Source organism: Pseudomonas extremorientalis (genome assembly GCF_001870465.1).
Classification (GTDB): domain Bacteria; phylum Pseudomonadota; class Gammaproteobacteria; order Pseudomonadales; family Pseudomonadaceae; genus Aquipseudomonas; species Aquipseudomonas extremorientalis.
Genome location: NZ_MDGK01000031.1, coordinates 230,972 through 252,382, shown reverse-complemented (window position 1 = coordinate 252,382; position 21,411 = coordinate 230,972). Strand labels below are relative to the sequence as shown.

Here is a 21,411-nt window from a genome sequence, read left to right as displayed (position 1 = left end):
TTGAAGAGCCTGCGGGGGCCACCGACATCCGGGGCCGCCCGCAGGCCGCTCAGTCAGCGTCGCTTGGCCATCTCATTGATGAAACGGTCGAACAGCGGCGCTACGTCGTTCGGGCCCGGGCTGGCTTCAGGGTGGCCCTGGAAGCTGAACGCGCTCTTGTCGGTGCGCTCGATACCCTGCAGGGAACCGTCGAACAGCGACTTGTGAATGGCGCGCACGTTGCTCGGCAGGGTGGCTTCATCTACCGCAAAACCGTGGTTCTGGCTGGTAATCATCACAACGCCGGTATCCAGGTCTTGTACCGGGTGGTTGGCGCCGTGGTGGCCATGACCCATTTTCAGGGTCTTGGCGCCGGAGGCCAGGGCCAGCAATTGGTGACCGAGGCAGATACCGAACACCGGAATCTCGGTTTCCAGCACTTCCTTGATCGCCTGGATGGCGTAGTCGCATGGCTCAGGGTCACCCGGGCCATTGGACAGGAACACGCCGTCCGGTTGCAGGGCGAGCACGTCGCTGGCCGGGGTTTGCGCCGGCACCACGGTCACGCGGCAACCGCGCTCGACCAGCATGCGCAGGATGTTGTACTTCACGCCGTAGTCATAGGCGACCACGTGGTAAGGCAGGTCTGCGGCTTCGATGGTCGCGTGGCTGTCGGTCTTCAAGTCCCAGACCGTGGAGCGCCATTCGTACTTCTCTTTGACGCTGACGACTTTCGCCAGGTCCATGCCCTTCAGGCCAGGGAAACCTTGGGCTGCGGCAATCGCCGCCTCTTCGGAAATATTGTCACCGACCATGATGCAGCCGTTCTGCGACCCCTTCTCACGCAGGATGCGCGTAAGGCGGCGCGTGTCGATACCCGCGATCGCCACAACATTGTTGGCCTTCAGGTAATCAGACAGCGACATCGTGTTACGCCAGTTGCTCGCAACCAGGGGCAGGTCACGAATCACCAGACCGGCCGACCAGACACGATCAGACTCGACGTCTTCCGGTGTAGTACCGGTGTTGCCGATGTGCGGATAGGTCAAGGTAACGATCTGTTGGGCGTAGGAAGGATCGGTAAGGATTTCCTGATAGCCGGTCATGGCAGTGTTAAACACTACCTCTCCAACGGTCTGACCGTCGGCTCCAATGGCTTCGCCGCGAAAAATGCTGCCATCAGCAAGGGCGAGTATGGCTGGCTTAGTCAAGAAGACCTCCCGTAAATAAAGCCTGAAAGGGCGATCGCAGGTTGTAAAAAAGCGGAGTGACGTATGGACACGTCACCCCGCTTCTTCACTGAATTATTCTGCGCGCTTTTAGTGGACACACTAAAGCTGTAGCTTACAGAAAAAGGCTTTTTTGGTCCACCGCTAATGAGCCTTAAAGGCAGGGGAATGCGACAGGACGTCGCTTAGCGGGTAAAAACGGGGCCTAAGCATAAGCTTGAGGCCCCGTTTTAGCTACTGCTTAGTGCAGATCCAGCACATAGCGCATGTCGTAAAGACCCGCTTCGCGACCTTCCAACCAGAGCGCTGCACGCACCGCACCCTTGGCAAACGTCATGCGACTGGACGCTTTGTGCGTGATTTCCAGGCGCTCGCCCTCAGTGGCGAACAAGACGGTGTGATCACCCACCACATCCCCCCCGCGCACCGTTGCAAAGCCGATGGTGTCACGCGCACGCGCGCCGGTATGGCCTTCGCGGCCGTATACCGCCACTTTCGACAGGTCGCGACCCAGCGCATCAGCGATCGCCTCGCCCATGCGCAGCGCAGTGCCCGACGGCGCATCGATCTTGTGGCGATGATGGGTCTCGATGATTTCGATATCCGCCTCATCCCCCAGCACGCGCGCTGCCAGATCAAGCAACTTGAGCGACAGGTTCACGCCCACGCTGAAGTTGGCCGCGAAGACGATAGGAATATCCTTGCCCGCCTCCACCAGCAACTGCTTCTGCTCAACCGTCAAACCGGTGGTGCCGATCACCATCGCCTTGCCCGCCTTGCGGCAGAACGCCAGGTTTTTCAGCATCACTTCCGGCAGGGTGAAGTCGATCAGTACGTCGAACTCGTCAGCCACCTGCTCCAGGTTGCCCGACAACGAAACGCCGATGCGCCCCAGCGAAGCCAGCTCACCGGCATCCGCTCCGATCAACGTGCTGCCCGGGCGGACGATCGCCGCCGTCAGCCCGGAGGCCGGCGAGCGTTGCTGCACCGCCTCGACCAGCGTCTTACCCATGCGCCCGGCAGCGCCCATTACGGCTATACGTCGCATATTCAATTCCTTACAGGTCGCCGAAGAAGCGCTTCACACCGTCGAAAAAGCCCGCGGTTTTCGGCGAGTGAGAGTCATCACCCTCCATCGAGCTGCGGAACTCCTCAAGCAGTTCGCGCTGACGGCGATTCAGGTTGACCGGAGTCTCTACCGCCACACGACACATCAGGTCGCCAGCACCGCCGCCACGCACCGGCGCAACGCCCTTGCCACGGATACGGAATTGCTTGCCAGTCTGGGTGCCTTCAGGGATCTTGAGCTTGACTCGACCGTCGAGCGTTGGAATCTCAAGCTCGCCACCCAGCGCCGCATCAACAAAGCTGATCGGCACTTCGCAGAACAAGTGCTTACCGTCACGCTGGAAGATCGAGTGCTCGCGCACATTGATCACCACGTACAAGTCCCCCGTAGGGCCACCCTGCGTACCCGCCTCGCCTTCACCCGACAGACGAATGCGATCACCGGTATCCACACCCGCCGGCACTTTCACCGAAAGGGTTTTGTACTCTTCGACACGACCTTCGCCGTGGCAGGAGTCGCACGGGTCGGAAATGATCTTGCCCTGGCCATGGCAGCGCGGGCAGGTCTGCTGCACAGAGAAGAAGCCCTGCTGCATACGGACCTGACCAATACCGCCGCACGTTGGGCAGGTGATCGGCGAAGAGCCTTTCTTGGCCCCCGAGCCGTCGCACGGCTTGCAGTTGACCAGCGTCGGCACACGGATATTGACGCTGGTGCCGCGTACGGCTTCTTCCAGATTCAACTCCAGGGTGTACCGCAAGTCGCTGCCACGCTGGGCGCCGCCACGCTGACCACCCCGGCCACCACCGAAGAAGTCGCTGAATACATCGCCGAAGATATCGGAGAAGTTCTGGCCACCAAAACCGGCACCGCCACCGCCCATGCTCGGGTCGACACCGGCGTGGCCATACTGGTCGTACGCTGCCCGTTTGTTGGGATCGGACAGGCATTCGTAGGCCTCGTTGGCCTCTTTGAACATTTCCTCGGATTCTTTGCTATCCGGATTACGGTCCGGGTGATGCTTCATCGCCAGGCGACGGTAGGCCTTCTTCAGGTCCGTCTCGCTGGAGCCGCGCTCCACACCCAATACTTCGTAATAGTCACGCTTTGCCATAAGTCTTTGCACTCTTAAGGACGTTCGGCCAGACCCTCCTGAGCCTTGCCAAACTCGTTGAGCCCCAATACAGGCCCGGACCCAACTCACGTCAATTCAACGATCCTGGTCATTACTACTTTTAGCCAGGGACCCGGCCAAAAATGCGGTATTTACTGCTCGGAAAGCAGGAGCATTCCCGATCACACCGCCAGCATCCGAAGACTGTCGCATGCTGTAAAAATTCGCATACCCCAGACACGCCAACGCGGGAGCAAGCTCCCGCGCGGCGACATCCTACCAGTCACCGCTTGATAGCGGTCAACCGGGCGACCAACTTACTTCTGGTCTTTGACTTCTTCGAACTCGGCATCGACAACGTCGTCGTGCTTGGCTTCAGGCTCTGCCTGTTGCGCAGCACCGTCAGCTGGCTGACCTTGTTCGGCGTACATTTTCTGAGCAACTGGCGCAGACACTTTCGACAGTTCTTCGATCTTGGCTTCGATAGCTGCCTTGTCATCGCCTTTCACGGCGGTTTCCAGGGCAACGACAGCAGCTTCGATGGCAGCCTTCTCTTCGGCAGTCACTTTATCGCCAGCATCAGCGACCATTTTGCGCGTCGAGTGAACCAGCGCATCACCCTGGTTACGGGCGCCAGCCAGCTCGGCAAACTTGGCATCCGCATCAGCGTTCGCTTCAGCATCACGAATCATCTGTTGAATTTCTTCATCAGACAGACCGGAGTTGGCCTTGATGGTGATCTTCTGCTCTTTGCCAGTCGCCTTGTCTTTCGCGCCAACGTGCAGGATGCCGTTGGCATCGATGTCGAAGGTCACTTCGATTTGTGGCACACCACGTGGAGCTGGTGGAATCTCGGCCAGGTCGAACTTGCCCAAGGACTTGTTCTGAGCAGCCTGCTTACGCTCACCTTGCAGCACGTGAATGGTCACCGCGCCCTGGTTGTCGTCGGCAGTCGAGAACACCTGGGATTTCTTGGTAGGAATCGTGGTGTTTTTCTCGATCAGCGCAGTCATCACGCCGCCCATGGTTTCGATACCCAGGGTCAGCGGGCTGACGTCCAGCAGCAGCACGTCTTTCACGTCGCCGGCCAGTACCGCACCCTGGATGGCAGCACCCATGGCAACCGCTTCGTCCGGGTTCACGTCTTTACGTGCTTCCTTGCCGAAGAACTCGGTAACTTTCTGTTGAACCAATGGCATACGGGTCTGACCGCCCACCAGGATCACGTCGTTGATGGAACCCACGTCGATACCGGCGTCTTTCAGCGCGATGCGGCAAGGTTCGATGGTGCGCTGAACGAGGTCTTCAACCAGTGCTTCCAACTTGGCGCGAGAGATCTTCACGTTCAAGTGCTTAGGACCGGTGGCATCTGCAGTGATGTACGGCAGGTTCACGTCGGTCGAATTGCTCGAAGACAGTTCGATCTTGGCTTTTTCAGCAGCTTCTTTCAGACGCTGCATCGCCAGCGGATCACCTTTGAGGTTGATGCCGCTTTCTTTCTTGAATTCGTCAACGAGGTAGTCGATCAGACGAATGTCAAAGTCTTCACCACCCAGGAAGGTGTCACCGTTGGTGGCCAACACTTCGAACTGGTGCTCGCCGTCAACTTCAGCGATCTCGATGACCGACACGTCGAAAGTACCACCACCCAGGTCATAAACGATCACGGTGTGGTCGCCTTTGGCCTTGTCCATACCGTAAGCCAGCGCAGCTGCGGTTGGTTCGTTGATGATACGTTTTACGTCCAGGCCCGCGATGCGACCGGCATCTTTAGTGGCCTGACGCTGACTGTCGTTGAAGTAGGCCGGAACGGTGATCACCGCTTCGGTCACTGTTTCACCCAGGTAATCTTCGGCCGTTTTCTTCATCTTTTTCAAGACTTCAGCCGAAATCTGCGGTGCGGACATCTTGTTGCCATTTACTTCAACCCAGGCGTCACCGTTGTCAGCCTTGGCGATTTTGTAAGGCACCATCTTGATGTCTTTCTGTACGACTTCTTCGTCGAATTTACGACCGATCAGACGCTTTACTGCGTACAGAGTGTTGTGCGGGTTGGTGACAGCCTGGCGCTTGGCCGACTGACCGACCAGGATCTCGCCGTCATTTGCGTAAGCAATGATCGACGGAGTGGTACGCGCGCCTTCCGCGTTCTCGATGACTTTGGCCTTGCCGTTTTCCATGACGGACACACACGAGTTGGTGGTCCCCAGGTCGATACCGATAATTTTGCCCATGATTTACTCTCCCGAAACTTGAATTTGGTTGCCGCAGCAGTGGTGGCTAACTGCGGTAGCACTTAAACGCTTGACTTATAGATGGGGGCTTTACAGCGTATTTCAAGCCTGCTCATCAATAGAAGGCGCAACCGGTGCAGGCGCCTTGCTCACCACGACCATCGCCGGACGCAGCAGGCGACCGTTGAGCTGATAGCCCTTCTGGAACACTTTCAGCACGCTGTTAGGCTCCAGGTCATGGCTTTCCTGCATGGACATGGCCTGATGATGTTCAGCGTTGAACGGTTCGCCGCCGGTTGGATCGATGGCTTCCAACTGATAACGCTTCAGGGTGTCCTGGAACATTTTCAGGGTCAGCTCGATCCCTTCGCGCATTGGGCGGATGTTTTCGTCATCCGGATTGGACAACTCGAGACCACGCTCCAGGCTGTCGATGATCGGCAGCAAGTCACCGGCGAATTTTTCCAGTGCGAACTTGTGAGCCTTCTCTACATCCTGCTCGGCACGGCGGCGGACGTTCTGCAGATCGGCGGCAACACGCAAAGACTGATCCTGCGCAGCCGCCAATTGCTCTTCGAGCACTTGCACGCGAGTTGCCAGCTCGTCGCCGACAGCCGAATTGGCGTCTGGAGTTTGCGTATCCTGCGTCTGTTCGTCAGCCATAGTTTTCTCCTTTCAAAATCATGCGCGAACTCAACTCGCGCTTCTGTTCCGGTATATGGGGCCACAATTTCCAGGTTCAAGGGCGTAGGCGTTACCAAAAGTCTTTCCCATGACCGGGATCAATTCCTGCCCCTTCATTCCTCAGCGCGCTAAAAAACGCGTCTATTCAAGCAAATCGAGCTAAACGCCAGGATTGTCAGCCCCGAACAAAACACTGTATAAATAACCAGACCTAAAGCCTGGGAGCGGCCGTCATGCTCGTGCACCTGTCCGTACATAACTACGCCATCGTTGAACACCTGGATCTCGAACTGGATCGCGGGATGAGCGTAATCACAGGCGAAACCGGCGCCGGCAAGTCGATCATGCTCGATGCCCTGGGTCTCACCCTGGGTGATCGCGCCGACAGCGGCGTAGTGCGCCCCGGCGCAGACAAGGCTGATATCCTGGCCACCTTCGACCTGGCCGATATTCCCGAGGCCGAAACCTGGCTGGCCGAACGCGACCTTGATAATGAAGGCCCGTGCATCCTGCGACGGGTTATCACGGCGGAAGGTCGCTCGCGCGGCTATATCAACGGTACGCCCTGCCCACTGGGCGACCTGAAAGCCCTGGGCGAGCTGCTTATCGATATCCACAGCCAGCATGAGCACCAGTCGCTCCTGAAGACCGACACCCATCGCCGCCTGCTCGATGAATACGCCGGCGCCACAGACCTTGCCCGCCAGGTGCAACTGGCCGCCCAGCGCTGGCGCCAGACTCGCCAGGAACTGGAGCGACTCTCCAACTCCGGCGATGAACAACGTGCTCGCCATCAGTTGCTCAGCTATCAACTCGAAGAACTGGAGAGCCTGGGCCTGGGCGAGAACGAACTGGAGCAGCTCGAGCAGGAACACAAGAACCTCACCAACGCAGAAACCCTGCTGGGTATTTGTCGCCAGGTGGTTGAGCAATGCAGTGAAAGCGACTCAGGCAACGTGCTCAATGCACTGACTGCCAGCCTCAATCGCTTGTCGAGCGTGAACAATGCCTCTGGCTCGCTGAGCGAAGCTACGACGCTGCTCACCAGTGCACAAATCCAGGTGGAGGAAGCGGTCGGCGAACTGAATCGCTTCCTGGATCACTTCGATGCCGACCCGGCACGCCTGCAGGAAATAGAAGAACGCCTGGACACCATCTATACCCTGGCGCGCAAGCATCGAATCCAGCCCACCGAAGTGGCGACAATGCAGCAAAAGCTGCTGGATGAAATCGAGACCCTGAATGCGAATGACGAGTCCATCGAACGACTGGGCGAAGAACTCGCCTCGTTCGCTCGTCATTACCAGGAGAAAGCGCGCGAACTGAGCGACCTGCGCCAACAAGCCGCGACCGGCCTGGCCAGCGCAGTAGAGCTGGAGATCCAACGCCTGGGCATGCCGGGCGGACGCTTCACCATCGAACTGCACGCCAACACCAGCAACGAGCTGCAACCCCACGGACTGGAGCAGGTTGAACTACTGGTAAGCGCCAACCCTGGACAGCCGCTCAAGGCGTTGGCAAAAGTGGCATCCGGCGGCGAGCTCTCGCGGATCAGCCTGGCGATCCAGGTAATTACCGCGCAAACCTCCCGGGTACCGACACTGGTATTCGACGAAGTTGACGTGGGCATTGGCGGGCCGACAGCAGAAATTGTTGGCCAACTGTTGCGACGCCTGGGGGATCGAGGCCAGGTACTGACGGTCACCCACTTACCGCAAGTGGCAGCCCAAGGTCATCAACACTTGTTTGTGCACAAGGTACGCGGCAGTGATGCGACGCACACGGCCGTGTCCAAGCTGAACAAGTCCGAACGTGTGGAAGAAGTGGCGCGCATGCTCGGCGGTATTGATTTGACCAAGGAGTCGTTGGCGCACGCGAAGAAAATGGTCGTGGCAGCAAAGGCCTGAGCGAACAACATTCCTTCTTTATAGAAAGCACGAAGGCGACCCTGAGGTCGCCTTCGATCGTTTTGCAGCGTAAATCTGCAGCGCTTGTTACTTTTTCTTACGGATGTACAGGACCAGATTATGGTCAACCAGATCGAAGCCATGCTCTTCAGCAATCTTATGCTGCAACGCTTCGATTTCCGGGCTGGTGAACTCGATAACCTCGTTGGTATCCAGGTCAACCATGTGGTCGTGATGACCACCGTCAGCCAATTCGAACACTGCATGACCGCCGTCGAAATTATGACGAACCACCAGCCCAGCGGCTTCAAACTGGGTCAGCACACGGTAAACCGTGGCCAGACCAACGTCCTCATTAGACTCCATCAGCGCCTTGTAGACATCCTCGGCACTCATGTGGCGCTGCTCAGCAGAATCGAGCATTTGTAGAATCTTGACTCGTGGCAGAGTCACTTTGAGACCGGCTTTGCGTAGTTCGCTATTTTCAACCATGGTTAGCTTTCTCGCGGATGCTGCTTCGCAGCTTCTCTTAATACGGGTATGATCGGCGTTTACGTTGTCCCAGCCAAGATAGTGGAAGTCGCCCACCGATGCAAAACACCAAGCTCTTGCTAACCAGTTTCACCTTTGTGGGACTGCTCGCACTCGCCGGTTGTTCATTCCCCGGGGTTTACAAAATCGACATCCAGCAGGGCAATGTCGTCACGCAGGACATGATAGACCAGTTACGCCCCGGAATGACCCGACGGCAAGTACGGTTTATCATGGGTAATCCCCTGCTGACCGACACTTTCCATGCCGATCGCTGGGATTATCTCTACAGCCTGCAACCAGGTGGCGGTGAACGCCAGCAGGAGCGCGTCAGTGTCATCTTCAATGGCAATGACCAGCTTGTCAGCCTGTCCGGCGACTTCATGCCCGGCGTAAGCCGTGATGAAGCCCTGCTTGGCAAGGATAACGGTAACAACGTGACTGCGCCTGCGCAGGAAGGCGAGAAGCCGAAGTCCGAAGTACCGGCCAAGCCTGGCTCCTTGCTCGACAAGATCCAGAAAGACGTCGACGGGGTGGAGACAGTACCCGTCCCGACGCCGCAGCCTCTGGACACCAGCCCGCAGTAAGTGTGCGGCGCTCAACAAAAAGCCCGGCATGCCGGGCTTTTTGTTGCCGCCATTTGGCTGGCCTATGGGTGCTGCTGCTTGGCCAGGGCCGCCTTGGCCGCGCGGAGCCGGCGCACCTCTTTCGGATCCACCAATAACGGACGGTAAATCTCAATACGGTCACCGGCCTGCACTGCGCGCACGTCGGCGTCCGCAACCACCTTGCCGAATATCCCCAAAGGGCAATTCGCTGGATCCAGCTCGGGAAATTGCGCTGCAATACCGGACGCCTGCACCGCAGCACGCAGATGAGTGCCCACCGGCACCGACACCGCCAGCAACACCTGGCGATCCTCGGCGGCATACACCACTTCGATCTCAACCATGCAGTTGCTTGGCTCGCTGACAAAAAGCATCCACCAGGGTATTGGCGGCCTGGTTGAACAACGGCCCCAACGTCGCCCGCACAATAGGCCCGGCATAGTCAAAAGAAAGATCCAGGCTGATTTTGCAGGCCTTATCCGTCAGCGCCTTGAACACCCATACGCCATGCAGTTGGGTAAACGGCCCTTCCTGCAAATTCATTTCGATGGACTTACCGGGCACCAGCACATTACGCGTAACAAAATGCTGACTAAGGCCACTCTTCGCGACCCCGACACTGGCGACCATGTGGTCATCACTGCTTTCCAGCACCTCGGCCGTTGAGCACCACGGCAGGAATTCCGGGTAACGCGCCACGTCGTTGACCAGGTCATAGAGCGCCTGTGCCGGATAGGGCAGCAGCGCTGAACGTTGAATATGCGTCGTCATGTGTGCGTTATTTCCACAGCTGAGGCAAACATCGCGAAAAAACAGCCCGATCCGCGAAAGAAAAAATCCAGAGAACTGCCTGCATTGTCCGGGATTCATCCAACACGCTCAAGCACGCAGGTTGACCGTAGCCGACACGCTCGCAACTCCCTATAATGCCGCCCCTATGGCTAAACAAAAGAAACACCCCACAGGGACCATCGCGCAAAACAAAAAGGCGCGACACGATTACTTCATCGAACATCGGTTCGAGGCTGGTCTGGTCCTGGCCGGCTGGGAAGTAAAGAGTCTGCGTGCCAGCAAGCTGCAACTGGTCGACAGTTATGTGCTGCTCAAGGATGGCGAGGCATGGCTGCTCGGCAGTCATATCACCCCGCTGACCACCGCGAGCACCCACGTGATCGCCGACCCGGTGCGTACGCGCAAGCTGCTGCTCAATGCCCGCGAACTGGAAAAGCTCGCAGCCGCTGTACAGCAGAAGGGCTATGCCTGCGTCTGTCTGTCCTGGTATTGGAGCAAGCACCTGGTCAAGTGCGAAATCGCACTGGGCAAGGGCAAGAAGGAATACGACAAGCGTGATTCCGAGCGCGAACGTGATTCCAACCGCGAACTGCATCGCGCCGTGCGCAACAAGGGCAAGGAAGAATAATCCTTGCTGCGATGCAGCCGTGGGCGCCCCCCCTCGGCTACACCCCCTTGCGCCGCTCCGCACGCGCCACGCGCTGAACTTCCTGACGCACCTCCTCCAGCACTTCCTGCACATACAGCAGGTGACGTGTTGAAACCTCGCGCGCCTGCTCGGCGCGACCTTCGATAATCGCCTGGTACAAATCCCGATGCTGATTGATCAGCATGTCGCGGGTTTCCGTACGCTGCTGGTACATGCCACCAATGTTGGTCACCACATTTCGTTTCAGCAGGTCGAACAGACCGCGAATGGTGTGCAGCAACACGGCGTTATGACTGGCTTCGGCGATCGCCAAGTGAAACCGCGCATCCGCCGCGCCCTCTTCCGCTCGACTCACTTCATCGCAGCGGGTGTAGCAATCCTGTAGCACCTCGAAAGCCGCCGTCAGCCGCTCGCGATCAACCTCCGTGGCGCGCAGCGCGGCGTAATAGGCGCAAGACGCTTCGAGGGTCTGACGAAACTCCAGCAGATCACGCTGGGCCTCGGGATTGTTCTCCAGCAGGTGCAGCAACGGATCACTGAACGTGGAGCCCAGGGACTCAGCCACATAATTGCCACCGCCTTGACGGCTGACGAGCAAACCCTTGGCCGCCAACTTCTGGATCGCCTCGCGCAAGGAAGGCCGCGACACCCCGAACTGCTCAGCCAAAGCGCGCTCGGCCGGCAAGCGCTCGCCCGACTTCAGCGTGCCCTCGAGGATCATGCCCTCAAGCTGCTCGACAATATCGTCAGACAAACGGCGCTGACGCACCTGATCAAACCCCATCACTCACTCTCCACCATCCCGACCACTCGCCGGGGCTCTATTCTGGCCTATCGCAGCGCTTGCGGCACCTATCAGAACGCCTTCCTTTCAACCGATCAGCCCCCTGCACACCGACCTACGACCAAAGTTTCGCAAGCGGCAAATTGACACGCCCCTGGCAAGGCTTTTACTCTAGCCAACAGCGATTGTAAATTGGTATTACCAATTATCCAAGCTGACCAAACAACAACAATCAGGGGCCACCCCATATGCAAACCTGGCAACAGCTCTACAGCCCGCTCGGCAGCCTCGGCCTGTCCGCACTGGCGGCCGTCATCCCGATCGTATTCTTCTTCCTGGCCCTGGCCGTGTTTCGCCTCAAAGGGCATGTGGCCGGCAGCATCACCCTGGCGCTATCGATCCTGGTGGCGATCTTCGCCTTCCAGATGCCTGTGGACATGGCGCTGGCCGCCGCCGGTTACGGCTTTGCCTACGGCCTATGGCCTATCGCGTGGATCATCGTCGCGGCCGTGTTCCTCTACAAACTCACGGTCAAAAGCGGCCAATTCGAGATCATCCGCAGTTCGGTCCTGTCGATTACCGATGACCAACGCCTGCAAGTGCTGCTGATCGGCTTCTGCTTCGGCGCCTTCCTGGAAGGTGCGGCCGGTTTTGGCGCCCCCGTGGCGATCACCGCAGCGTTGTTGGTCGGCCTGGGCTTCAACCCGCTGTACGCCGCCGGCCTGTGCCTGATCGCCAACACCGCGCCTGTCGCATTCGGCGCCTTGGGCATCCCGATCATCGTGGCCGGGCAAGTCACCGGCATCGACGCGTTCAAGATCGGCGCCATGACCGGCCGCCAATTGCCGCTGCTGTCGCTGTTCGTGCCTTTCTGGCTGGTGTTCATGATGGACGGCTTGCGCGGCGTGCGTGAAACCTGGCCGGCCGCTCTGGTGGCAGGTTTGAGCTTTGCCATCACCCAGTACTTCACCTCCAACTTCATCGGCCCGGAACTGCCGGACATCACCTCGGCCCTGGCCAGCCTGATTTCCCTGACGCTGTTCCTGAAAGTCTGGCAGCCCAAGCGCACTGCGGGCGCACAGATAGCCGGCGCCACCTCCAGCGCTGCGGTCACCGCGAGTGCGGGCGGTTTCGGCCTGCCGCGCAACACAACTGTCTCGCCCTACAGCCTGGTGCAGATTTTCAAGGCCTGGTCGCCGTTCCTGATTCTCACGGTGCTGGTCACCATCTGGACCCTCAAGCCGTTCAAAGCGATGTTCGCCGCCGGTGGCTCGATGTACAGCTGGGTGTTCAACTTTGCGATCCCGCACCTGGATCAACTGGTGATCAAGGTCGCCCCGATCGTGACCAACCCCACTGCGATTCCGGCCGTGTTCAAGCTGGACCCGATTTCCGCGACCGGCACCGCGATTTTCTTCTCCGCGCTGATCTCGATGCTGGTACTGAAGATCGACATCAAGACTGGTCTTACCACTTTAAAAGAGACCTTCTACGAACTGCGCTGGCCGATCCTGTCCATCGGCATGGTGCTGGCCTTTGCTTTCGTCACCAACTACTCCGGCATGTCGTCGACCATGGCGCTGGTATTGGCTGGCACCGGTGCAGCCTTCCCGTTCTTCTCGCCTTTCCTCGGCTGGCTGGGGGTTTTCCTGACAGGCTCCGACACGTCGTCCAACGCCCTGTTCAGCTCGCTGCAAGCCACCACTGCGCATCAGATCGGTGTGAACGACACCCTACTGGTTGCCGCGAACACCAGCGGCGGCGTCACCGGCAAAATGATCTCGCCACAATCCATCGCCGTGGCCTGCGCCGCCACCGGCCTGGTGGGCAAGGAATCCGACCTGTTCCGCTTCACCCTCAAGCACAGCTTGTTCTTTGCCACCATCGTCGGGCTGATCACCCTGGCCCAGGCCTACTGGTTCACCGGTATGCTGGTGCACTGAGACCTGCATGCAATAGGGTAAGAATCGACGCCGGACAACGGTTCCGGCGTCTGCTATTTCTGGAGGACCGATGAGCCTGCCTGCTGCTTTCCTGCGCGACGCCGCACAACTGATCCCGAAAGATCGACGCTTCGACGACCCGCTTTCCACCCTCGCCTTCGGCACCGACGCCAGTTTTTACCGACTGATCCCACAGCTGGTAATCCGCGTGGAGTCGGAAGACGAAGTCGTCGCGCTGCTGCAACTGGCTCAACGCGACCACGTTCCAGTGACCTTCCGTGCCGCTGGCACCAGCCTGTCCGGGCAAGCCATCAGCGACTCGGTGCTGATCGTACTGGGGGACAACTGGAATGGCCGCGAAATTCGCGGCCAAGGCACACAAATCCGCCTGCAGCCCGGCGTGATCGGCGCCCAGGCCAACGCGTGGCTGGCGCCGTTCGGACGCAAGATCGGGCCGGACCCAGCGTCGATCAACGCCTGCAAAATCGGCGGCATCGTCGCCAACAATGCCAGCGGCATGTGCTGCGGCACGGCGCAGAACACCTACCACACCCTGGCCGGGATACGCCTGGTATTGGCTGACGGCAGCCGCCTGGATACCGAAGACGCAGCCAGCGTGGCGGCGTTTCGCGAACAGCACGGCGCGCTGCTTGAGCGTCTGGCGGCACTGGGGCGCGAGACCCGTGCAAATACTGAACTGGCGGCAAAGATCCGCCACAAATATCGTCTGAAAAATACCACCGGGCTGTCACTCAATGCCTTGGTGGATTTCGACGACCCCCTCGATATCCTCAGCCATCTGTTGGTAGGTTCCGAGGGCACCCTCGGGTTTATCAGCGCGGTCACCTACGACACCGTGATCGATCACCCCAACAAAGCGTCGGCGTTGATTGTGTTTCCAGACGTCGAAACCTGCTGCAATGCAGTCACCGTCCTCAAGACCCAACCCGTTTCGGCCGTTGAGCTGCTGGACCGTCGCAGCATGCGCTCGGTACAGAACAAGCCGGGCATGCCCGCTTTCGTACAGCACCTATCGGAAAATGCCTGCGCCCTATTGATCGAGTCGCGTGCAGCGTCCTCGTCGTTACTGCACGAGCAACTGGCGCTGATCATGGCTTCCCTGGCCCAGTTTCCGGTCGAGAAGCAGGTCGACTTCACCGAAGACCCCGTGGAAAACGCCCGCCTGTGGGCGATCCGCAAGGACACCTTTCCCGCTGTCGGCGCCGTGCGCAAAACCGGCACCACGGTAATCATCGAGGACGTGACCTTCCCGGTCGAACAACTGGCAATCGGCGTGAATCGCTTGATCGAGCTGTTCGACAAACATCACTACGACGAAGCGATACTTTTCGGACACGCGCTGGAAGGCAATCTGCACTTCGTGTTCACCCAAGGCTTCAACAGCGCGGAAGAAGTCACACGCTACCAAGCGTTCATGGACGACGTGGCACAACTGGTAGCGGTGGAATTCGGTGGTTCGCTGAAAGCCGAACACGGCACCGGCCGCAATATGGCCCCGTTCGTCGAGCTGGAATGGGGCAGCGACGCCTACAAACTGATGTGGCAACTCAAGCGCCTGCTCGACCCCAACGGCATTCTCAACCCGGACGTGGTGCTCAGCGAAGACCCGCAAATCCACCTCAAGCACCTCAAGCCGCTGCCTGCCGCCGACGAGCTTGTGGATAAGTGCATCGAATGCGGTTTCTGCGAACCGGTGTGCCCGTCGAAAGGCCTGACTCTGAGCCCCCGCCAGCGCATCGTGATCTGGCGCGATATCCAGGCGAAAAAACGCGCTGGTATCGACACCGCTGAGCTGGAAGCCGCCTATCAGTACCAGGGCATCGACACCTGCGCCGCCACCGGCCTGTGCGCCCAGCGTTGCCCTGTAGGAATTAATACCGGCGACCTGGTGAAAAAACTGCGCAGCCGCGATGCTGACCGTACGAAAACCGCCGACTGGCTCGCCACGCATTTCGCCACCGCGCTGCAAGGCGCGCGTTTTACACTGCATGTGGCCAATGGCGCACGCATGCTGCTGGGCGCCCCGCGCCTGGCGAAGCTATCGGCCGGCGTGACCAGGCTGTCCAAGGGGCAGATTCCGCAGTGGACCAACGCCATGCCGCAGCCGGAGAAAGCCATTCGCTTCAGCCCGGCGGTGACGGACGAGCGACCCCGGGTGGTCTACCTGGCGGCCTGCGTCTCACGCGCCATGGGCCCGGCGGCGGGCGATAAAGAGCAGATGTCGCTGTACGACAAAACCCGCAACCTGTTGGAAAAAGCCGGATACCAAGTCGTATTTCCCGACAACCAGGACAGCCTGTGCTGCGGCCAGCCGTTCGCCTCCAAAGGTTACGCGGAACAGGCCGAACACAAGCGCCAGGAACTGATCGGCGCGCTGCTCCACGCCAGCCGTGGCGGGCTCGACCCGATCTACTGCGACACCAGCCCCTGCACCCTGCGCCTGGTGCAGGACCTGGGCGAAACGCGCCTGGATCTTTACGACCCCGTAGGATTTATCCGCACGCACCTGATGGACCGCCTCGACTTCACCCCCCAGGAAGCCCCCATCGCGGTGCATGTCACCTGCAGCACCCAGCACCTGGGCGAGAGCCAGGCCCTGATCGACCTCGCTCGCCGCTGCTCCAACACCGTGGTGATCCCGGAAGGCATTCATTGCTGCGGGTTCGCCGGCGACAAGGGCTTCACCACGCCGGAACTCAACGCCCACTCACTGCGCACCCTCAAGGATGCGGTGCAATATTGCAGCGAAGGCATCTCCACCAGCCGCACCTGTGAGATCGGCCTGAGCCAGCATGGCGGCATCGACTATCACGGCTTGGTCTACCTGGTGGACCGCGTCACCCAGGCCCGCGCTCACTGAGCCTGCAAAAAAAACAGAACCCCTGCGCGCCGGCGTAGTCATCTGCATAGGCCTCGCCAAGCGAGGTTTATCAGTGATGTCGCTGGCAGCGGTTGAACGCCAGCAGCGTCGAGCCCTTTTGCGCAAGGAGATACCCTATGAAGCGTTCCGCTCTTGCTGGCTTGTTCATTACCGCTGCGATGCTGGCCTCCCCTGTGTTCGCGGCGGGCGAGCCCGATCTGTGCAAAATCAATCTGGACAAAATCAACAACGGTAAAGCGCTGCTCGCCACCGACACCAGTGGTAAAAGCGGCGAGATAGACACTGCCGTCTCCCAGGCCAAGGCGGCCCACGCCGCGGGTGATGACAAAAAGTGCATCGAGATCACCTCGAAGGCGCTGCAAGACCTGCAGAACAGCGAAAAAGGCGGCCAATAGGCAGCGCTATAGCGGAAGACCAACCTTCGGGTTGGCCTTCCGCGAGTGTTTGGCGTACACTGCATAGGCTTGTCACTCACTAAGAAACAACGAGTTACAAGCACGGGGCCGTTTAGGATTCGACGCCGGTCGCGAAACTTTAGGTGCATGCCGAGTTGGTAACAGAACTCGTAAATCCACTGTTGCAACTTCTTATAGTTGCCAATGACGAAAACTACGGCCAGGAATTCGCTCTCGCTGCGTAAGCAGCCTTAGCCCTGAGCTTCTGGTACCTTCGGGTCCAGCAATCACCAGGGGATGTCTGTAAACCCAAAGTGATTGTCATATAGAACAGAATCGCCGTGCAGTACGTTGTGGACGAAGCGGCTAAAACTTACACAACTCGCCCAAAGCACCCTGCCCTTCGGGTCGCTGAGGGTTAACTTAATAGAAACGGCTACGCATGTAGTACCGACAGCGGAGTACTGGCGGACGGGGGTTCAAATCCCCCCGGCTCCACCAAATGATCAATCAAAGACGTCCACGGACGTCTTTTTTGTGCCTGGTAATCAATGAGTTAAAAGGCTTCATTGCCTTTAGCCTTCATAGGCGATTATTTACCGACAGGCCCAGCCAGCTTGAATTGCACGTCATGTTGACATTTCACTTGACAGATGATCCTCTTGACAAAGATCGTTGCATCTTATGCGGCCAGAAGCTGTCCAGGTGCAAAGGGCCGGTGAAACCGGCCCTTTGCACCTGGACAGGGTGATGAACCATGCATTTCGTCGATTAATACCTTGCACTCACAGTGTTTCCCCTATAGCGGACCGACCGAGTGTGCTAACCTCAAATCCAAGTCCATTTCACCCTTATGGGTACTTTCGCCATGATCAGCGGCCACCATCATTCAAAAGACCTTAGCTTTGCGGAAATAATGAGCCTTAAAAGCAGCTCACGTGACCGCCAGGTTGATGCTGTCTATGCTGCTGCCCCTGAGATGCTCGAAATGGCTGCTGCCCGTGCCAAAGCCGCCCTTCGTGGCAACTCTGCATCAATCGCTCGCCCACAACGATTCTCTGCGCTAAGCAACTGATGCCCGAGGCGGTAAACGAAGATGCCCCGTTCGCCCTACTTGAACGTTCAGAGCTCTTCGCTTTCCTGCTCGATCTAATTCAGCGCGTCTACCGCCCCTCAATTCAATCAGCTGTCACCGATTACGGCCTTGTGATCGTTGGCGGGCAATCGCTTACGCTTTGGGCCCGGCAATACCTCATCGACGAAATGACAGGCGAGGATGTCGGATTCGTCACTAGCGATGACTTGGACTTTATCGGCAAGCCCAACTCTATTGATTATTGCGCCCGCGTAATGGGCGTCCCTTTTCGCAAGGCGAAGATGGACGACAACACGATAAATATTGCCGCCGCGTACATTGACTGGGTTGACGGTAAAGAGGTCATCGTCGATATCCTGGAAATGGACAGCGTCGGGGGGGCGCCCAAAAAAGAGATTTTCAAGTATTTATCCGTCCTGGATATCGAAGGTGTGCAGGTCGCCGTCATCGACCCGATCACATGTCTGAAGTCTCGTTTATTCAATTTATTCGCTTACTGGCAAGATCGACCGCACCGAGAGTCGGTTCGGGTAAAGATCGCACTACGCGCATCGAACCACTACCTGCGCGACTTGCTGGTAAATGATGGGTATCGAGTCATATCGGAGCACATCCGTCGAATTAAAGCCTTAGCACTGACACAGCTTGGCAAACGTGTTTATGTCGAATATGGAATCGACGTGCTGGACGCCATCCCCTACGACCCAGCGCTGTTTCCTGCTACCTACTTGGATCGAGAGCGACCGAACACGCTTCGCCAGATAGGTGACGCACGCCGACGGAAGTTAATTCAGTACCAACGATTCACATGTGGCCCTATCCACCCTAGTCATCTTCAGCCTGCGGCAAATAACGATCCCAGATAAAAGAATCGGGACCACGCAAAACACTCGCGCTGTCATCGCCTCGACTCTTCTTGCCTACAGCTTCTACGACCCAAACCTGATCTTCCCCCGTGCCACTATCAAACAAGGTACATTTACGCCCATCGAGCACGATCAGCAGTGCCGGAATGGAGCGACCAGGCCGGCTTGAAAGGGAATTGGGGTTATGGACAAAAAGTCGCTTTCCGAGCGGGACATCTGCAGCAAGTACATCGCCCCAGCCGTTCAGCAAGCTGGATGGGACATGCACAAGCAGGTGCGCGAGGAAGTCAGCTTTACCAAAGGTCGCATTATCGTCAGGGGCAAACTTCACAGCCGTGGCGAAGCACGCCGTGCAGACTTCATCCTCTACCACCAGGCCAACCTACCTATAGCTGTGATCGAGGCAAAGGACAACAAGCACTCCGTTGGCTCCGGCATGCAGCAAGCCCTGGGCTATGCAGAGGCGCTGGACGTACCGTTCGTGTTCTCCAGCAATGGCGATGGCTTCCTGTTTCACGACCGCAGTGGCACGGGCAGCCAGATAGAAACAGAACTCACCCTTGATCAATTCCCCAGCCCTGCCGAACTTTGGCAGCGCTACTGCCAGTGGAAGGGGCTGGATACAACAGCCCAACACAAAATCGAAGCGCCCTACTATGACGACGGCTCCGGGCGCATGCCTCGCTATTATCAGATGAATGCGATCAACCGCACTGTCGAGGCTGTAGCGCGTGGCCAAGACCGTATCCTACTGGTGATGGCCACGGGTACCGGTAAGACCTACACCGCTTTCCAAATCATCTGGCGGCTGTGGAAATCGAAACAGAAGAAACGCATCCTGTTTCTGGCTGACCGCAACATCCTGGTCGACCAGACCAAGAACAATGACTTCAAGCCCTTCGGCCAGGCGATGACCAAAATCGCCAAACGCCAGATTGATACCTCCTACGAAATCTACCTGTCGCTCTATCAGGCCGTCACCGGCACTGATGAAGAGATGAACATCTACAAGCAGTTCTCCCGCGACTTCTTCGACCTGATCGTGATCGACGAATGTCACCGTGGCAGCGCCTCCGAGGATTCCGCCTGGCGCGAAATCCTCGATTACTTCTCCAGCGCCACCCATGTCGGCCTCACCGCCACACCGAAGGAGACCAAAGAGGTATCGAGCATCACTTACTTTGGTGAGCCAATTTACAGCTACACACTGAAGCAAGGCATCGAGGACGGCTTCCTCGCTCCCTATAAAGTGGTGCGTATCGACTTCGACAAAGATCTGCAAGGGTGGCGTCCGCCCAAGGGCATGCTCGACAAAAACGGCGAACTGATCGAAGACCGCATCTATAACCTCAAGGACATGGATCGCACCCTAGTCATTGAGGCGCGCACCCAACTAGTGGCGCAGAAAGTTACCGAACTCCTCAAGGCTACCGATCCGTTTCAAAAAACCATCGTCTTCTGCGACGACATCAACCACGCCGAGCGTATGCGCCAGGCGCTTGTCAACCTCAACCCTGAGCGCGTGGCCGAGAATCGCAAATACGTCATGCGTATCACCGGCGATGACCAGGAAGGCAAGGCTGAGCTGGATAACTTCATCAACCCGGAAGAACGCTACCCGGTAATTGCCACCACCAGCAAGCTGATGACCACCGGCGTCGATGCTCAGACCTGCAAGCTGATCGTGCTCGACCAGCACATCAAATCGATGACCGAGTTCAAGCAAATCATCGGTCGTGGAACTCGCATCAACGAGGACTACGGCAAGTACTGGTTCACCATCATGGACTTCAAAAAGGCCACCGAGCTGTTTGCCGACCCAGCCTTCGACGGCGACCCGGTGGTGATCTACGCCCCCGAAGGTGGTGACTCCCCCGTACCGCCGGATGACCCGCTTGCCGATGAAGATGGCATAAGCGCAGGCAACGATAACGAGGGCGATGACCTGGATTTTACCGGCGAAGATGAGGGCAAAAAACGCATCAAGTACGTCATCGACAACGTCCCGATTTATGTCATCGCCGAGCGTGTGCAGTATTACGGCCCGGATGGCCGACTGATCACCGAATCGCTGCACGACTACACCCGCGCCTGCGTGCAAAAGCAGTTCGCCTCGCTGGACGACTTCCTCCGGCGCTGGAGTGATGCCGAACAAAAGAAAGTCATCATCGAGGAGATGGCCGTCCAGGGCGTGATGTGGGAAGCCTTGGCCGAAGAAGTGGAAAAGAAACAGGGCAAGTCGCTCGATCCGTTCGACCTGATCTGCCACGTCGCCTTCGATCAGCCTGCCCTATCACGGCGTGAGCGAGCCGAGCAGGTGAAAAAGCGCAACTATTTCGCCAAGTATTCTGGCGCAGCACGCCAGGTTCTAGAGGCCTTAGTGGATAAGTACGCCGATACTGGCGTCGAGCATATCGAGGACATCAAAATCCTGCAGCTCGACCCATTCAGCCAGTTCGGCGCGCCCATGGAGTTGGTCAAAGCCTTTGGCGGCAAGGCTGGCTACAACAAGGCTATCCATGAACTGGAAGACGAACTTTACGCAAGCTAACGGCCATCTGCCGACGACCTGCCAAAGCAGCCGCCCCCACTATCCTGTAGAATTTCGTCCCCCTTGCGGTACGCGTTG

At 58.2% G+C, this 21,411-nt stretch carries 17 protein-coding genes and 1 other RNA gene; 9 read left to right on the top strand and 9 right to left on the bottom strand.

Annotation, left to right across the window (positions count from 1 at the left end):
- Nucleotides 1-53: 53 nt before the first annotated feature.
- The 5 genes from carA to grpE form a co-directional block, all read right to left on the bottom strand.
- Nucleotides 54-1,190, bottom strand: coding sequence for a glutamine-hydrolyzing carbamoyl-phosphate synthase small subunit (carA, locus tag BFN10_RS12955; RefSeq protein WP_071489993.1), 1,137 nt, complete (start codon nt 1,188-1,190; stop codon nt 54-56).
- Nucleotides 1,191-1,449: 259 nt separating this feature from the next.
- A complete protein-coding gene (dapB, locus tag BFN10_RS12950; RefSeq protein ID WP_071489992.1) occupies nt 1,450-2,256 on the bottom strand; it encodes a 4-hydroxy-tetrahydrodipicolinate reductase in 807 nt (268 codons plus the stop codon).
- Nucleotides 2,257-2,266: 10 nt separating this feature from the next.
- Nucleotides 2,267-3,391: a molecular chaperone DnaJ gene (gene dnaJ, locus BFN10_RS12945; protein WP_071489991.1), complete on the bottom strand. Its 1,125-nt coding sequence runs from the start codon at nt 3,389-3,391 to the stop codon at nt 2,267-2,269.
- A gap of 317 nt (nt 3,392-3,708) precedes the next feature.
- On the bottom strand, nt 3,709-5,625 hold the full coding sequence (gene dnaK / locus BFN10_RS12940; RefSeq protein WP_071489990.1) for a molecular chaperone DnaK: 1,917 nt from the start codon (nt 5,623-5,625) through the stop codon (nt 3,709-3,711).
- A gap of 102 nt (nt 5,626-5,727) precedes the next feature.
- Nucleotides 5,728-6,288: a nucleotide exchange factor GrpE gene (gene grpE / locus BFN10_RS12935; protein WP_071489989.1), complete on the bottom strand. Its 561-nt coding sequence runs from the start codon at nt 6,286-6,288 to the stop codon at nt 5,728-5,730.
- Between the two features lie 254 nt (nt 6,289-6,542).
- On the opposite strand from grpE, the gene recN reads away from it, so the two are divergent.
- Nucleotides 6,543-8,216 carry a DNA repair protein RecN gene (gene recN / locus BFN10_RS12930; protein ID WP_071489988.1) on the top strand — a complete coding sequence of 558 codons (1,674 nt, stop codon included), beginning with the start codon at nt 6,543-6,545 and terminating at the stop codon, nt 8,214-8,216.
- A gap of 87 nt (nt 8,217-8,303) precedes the next feature.
- Here recN and fur read toward each other — a convergent pair whose 3' ends face one another.
- On the bottom strand, nt 8,304-8,708 hold the full coding sequence (gene fur, locus BFN10_RS12925; RefSeq protein ID WP_003194220.1) for a ferric iron uptake transcriptional regulator: 405 nt from the start codon (nt 8,706-8,708) through the stop codon (nt 8,304-8,306).
- A 98-nt stretch (nt 8,709-8,806) separates the two neighbouring features.
- Here fur and BFN10_RS12920 point away from each other — a divergent pair, with 98 nt between their 5' ends.
- Nucleotides 8,807-9,334 (top strand): outer membrane protein assembly factor BamE, encoded by a 528-nt coding sequence (locus BFN10_RS12920; protein WP_071489987.1) that lies wholly within the window; start codon nt 8,807-8,809, stop codon nt 9,332-9,334.
- 62 nt (nt 9,335-9,396) lie between these two features.
- Here the strand turns inward: BFN10_RS12920 and BFN10_RS12915 are convergent, their stop codons facing one another.
- Nucleotides 9,397-9,699 carry an RnfH family protein gene (locus BFN10_RS12915; protein ID WP_071489986.1) on the bottom strand — a complete coding sequence of 101 codons (303 nt, stop codon included), beginning with the start codon at nt 9,697-9,699 and terminating at the stop codon, nt 9,397-9,399.
- Nucleotides 9,692-10,126 carry a type II toxin-antitoxin system RatA family toxin gene (locus tag BFN10_RS12910; protein ID WP_071489985.1) on the bottom strand — a complete coding sequence of 145 codons (435 nt, stop codon included), beginning with the start codon at nt 10,124-10,126 and terminating at the stop codon, nt 9,692-9,694. The genes BFN10_RS12915 and BFN10_RS12910 overlap by 8 nt, the downstream gene beginning before the upstream one ends.
- 166 nt (nt 10,127-10,292) lie before the next feature.
- Here BFN10_RS12910 and smpB point away from each other — a divergent pair, with 166 nt between their 5' ends.
- A complete protein-coding gene (gene smpB, locus BFN10_RS12905) occupies nt 10,293-10,775 on the top strand; it encodes an SsrA-binding protein SmpB (RefSeq protein WP_058427663.1) in 483 nt (160 codons plus the stop codon).
- A gap of 37 nt (nt 10,776-10,812) precedes the next feature.
- Here smpB and BFN10_RS12900 read toward each other — a convergent pair whose 3' ends face one another.
- Nucleotides 10,813-11,580 carry an FCD domain-containing protein gene (locus BFN10_RS12900; RefSeq protein WP_071489984.1) on the bottom strand — a complete coding sequence of 256 codons (768 nt, stop codon included), beginning with the start codon at nt 11,578-11,580 and terminating at the stop codon, nt 10,813-10,815.
- A 248-nt stretch (nt 11,581-11,828) separates the two neighbouring features.
- Between BFN10_RS12900 and BFN10_RS12895 the strand changes: the two genes are divergently transcribed.
- The 6 genes from BFN10_RS12895 to hsdR all read left to right on the top strand — a co-directional run bounded on the left by BFN10_RS12895 (nt 11,829) and on the right by hsdR (nt 21,333).
- A complete protein-coding gene (locus BFN10_RS12895) occupies nt 11,829-13,523 on the top strand; it encodes a lactate permease LctP family transporter (RefSeq protein WP_071489983.1) in 1,695 nt (564 codons plus the stop codon).
- A 70-nt stretch (nt 13,524-13,593) separates the two neighbouring features.
- Nucleotides 13,594-16,404 carry an FAD-binding and (Fe-S)-binding domain-containing protein gene (locus BFN10_RS12890; protein ID WP_071489982.1) on the top strand — a complete coding sequence of 937 codons (2,811 nt, stop codon included), beginning with the start codon at nt 13,594-13,596 and terminating at the stop codon, nt 16,402-16,404.
- 137 nt (nt 16,405-16,541) lie between these two features.
- Nucleotides 16,542-16,820, top strand: coding sequence for a hypothetical protein (locus BFN10_RS12885; RefSeq protein ID WP_010206635.1), 279 nt, complete (start codon nt 16,542-16,544; stop codon nt 16,818-16,820).
- A gap of 104 nt (nt 16,821-16,924) precedes the next feature.
- Nucleotides 16,925-17,321: a transfer-messenger RNA gene (gene ssrA, locus BFN10_RS12880) on the top strand.
- A gap of 573 nt (nt 17,322-17,894) precedes the next feature.
- Complete coding sequence (locus BFN10_RS12875; protein ID WP_071489981.1) at nt 17,895-18,782, top strand: hypothetical protein; 888 nt, start codon at nt 17,895-17,897, stop codon at nt 18,780-18,782.
- A gap of 184 nt (nt 18,783-18,966) precedes the next feature.
- Nucleotides 18,967-21,333, top strand: a complete 2,367-nt coding sequence (gene hsdR / locus BFN10_RS12870) for an EcoAI/FtnUII family type I restriction enzme subunit R (protein WP_071489980.1) — start codon at nt 18,967-18,969, stop codon at nt 21,331-21,333.
- The last annotated feature ends 78 nt before the right edge of the window (nt 21,334-21,411 follow it).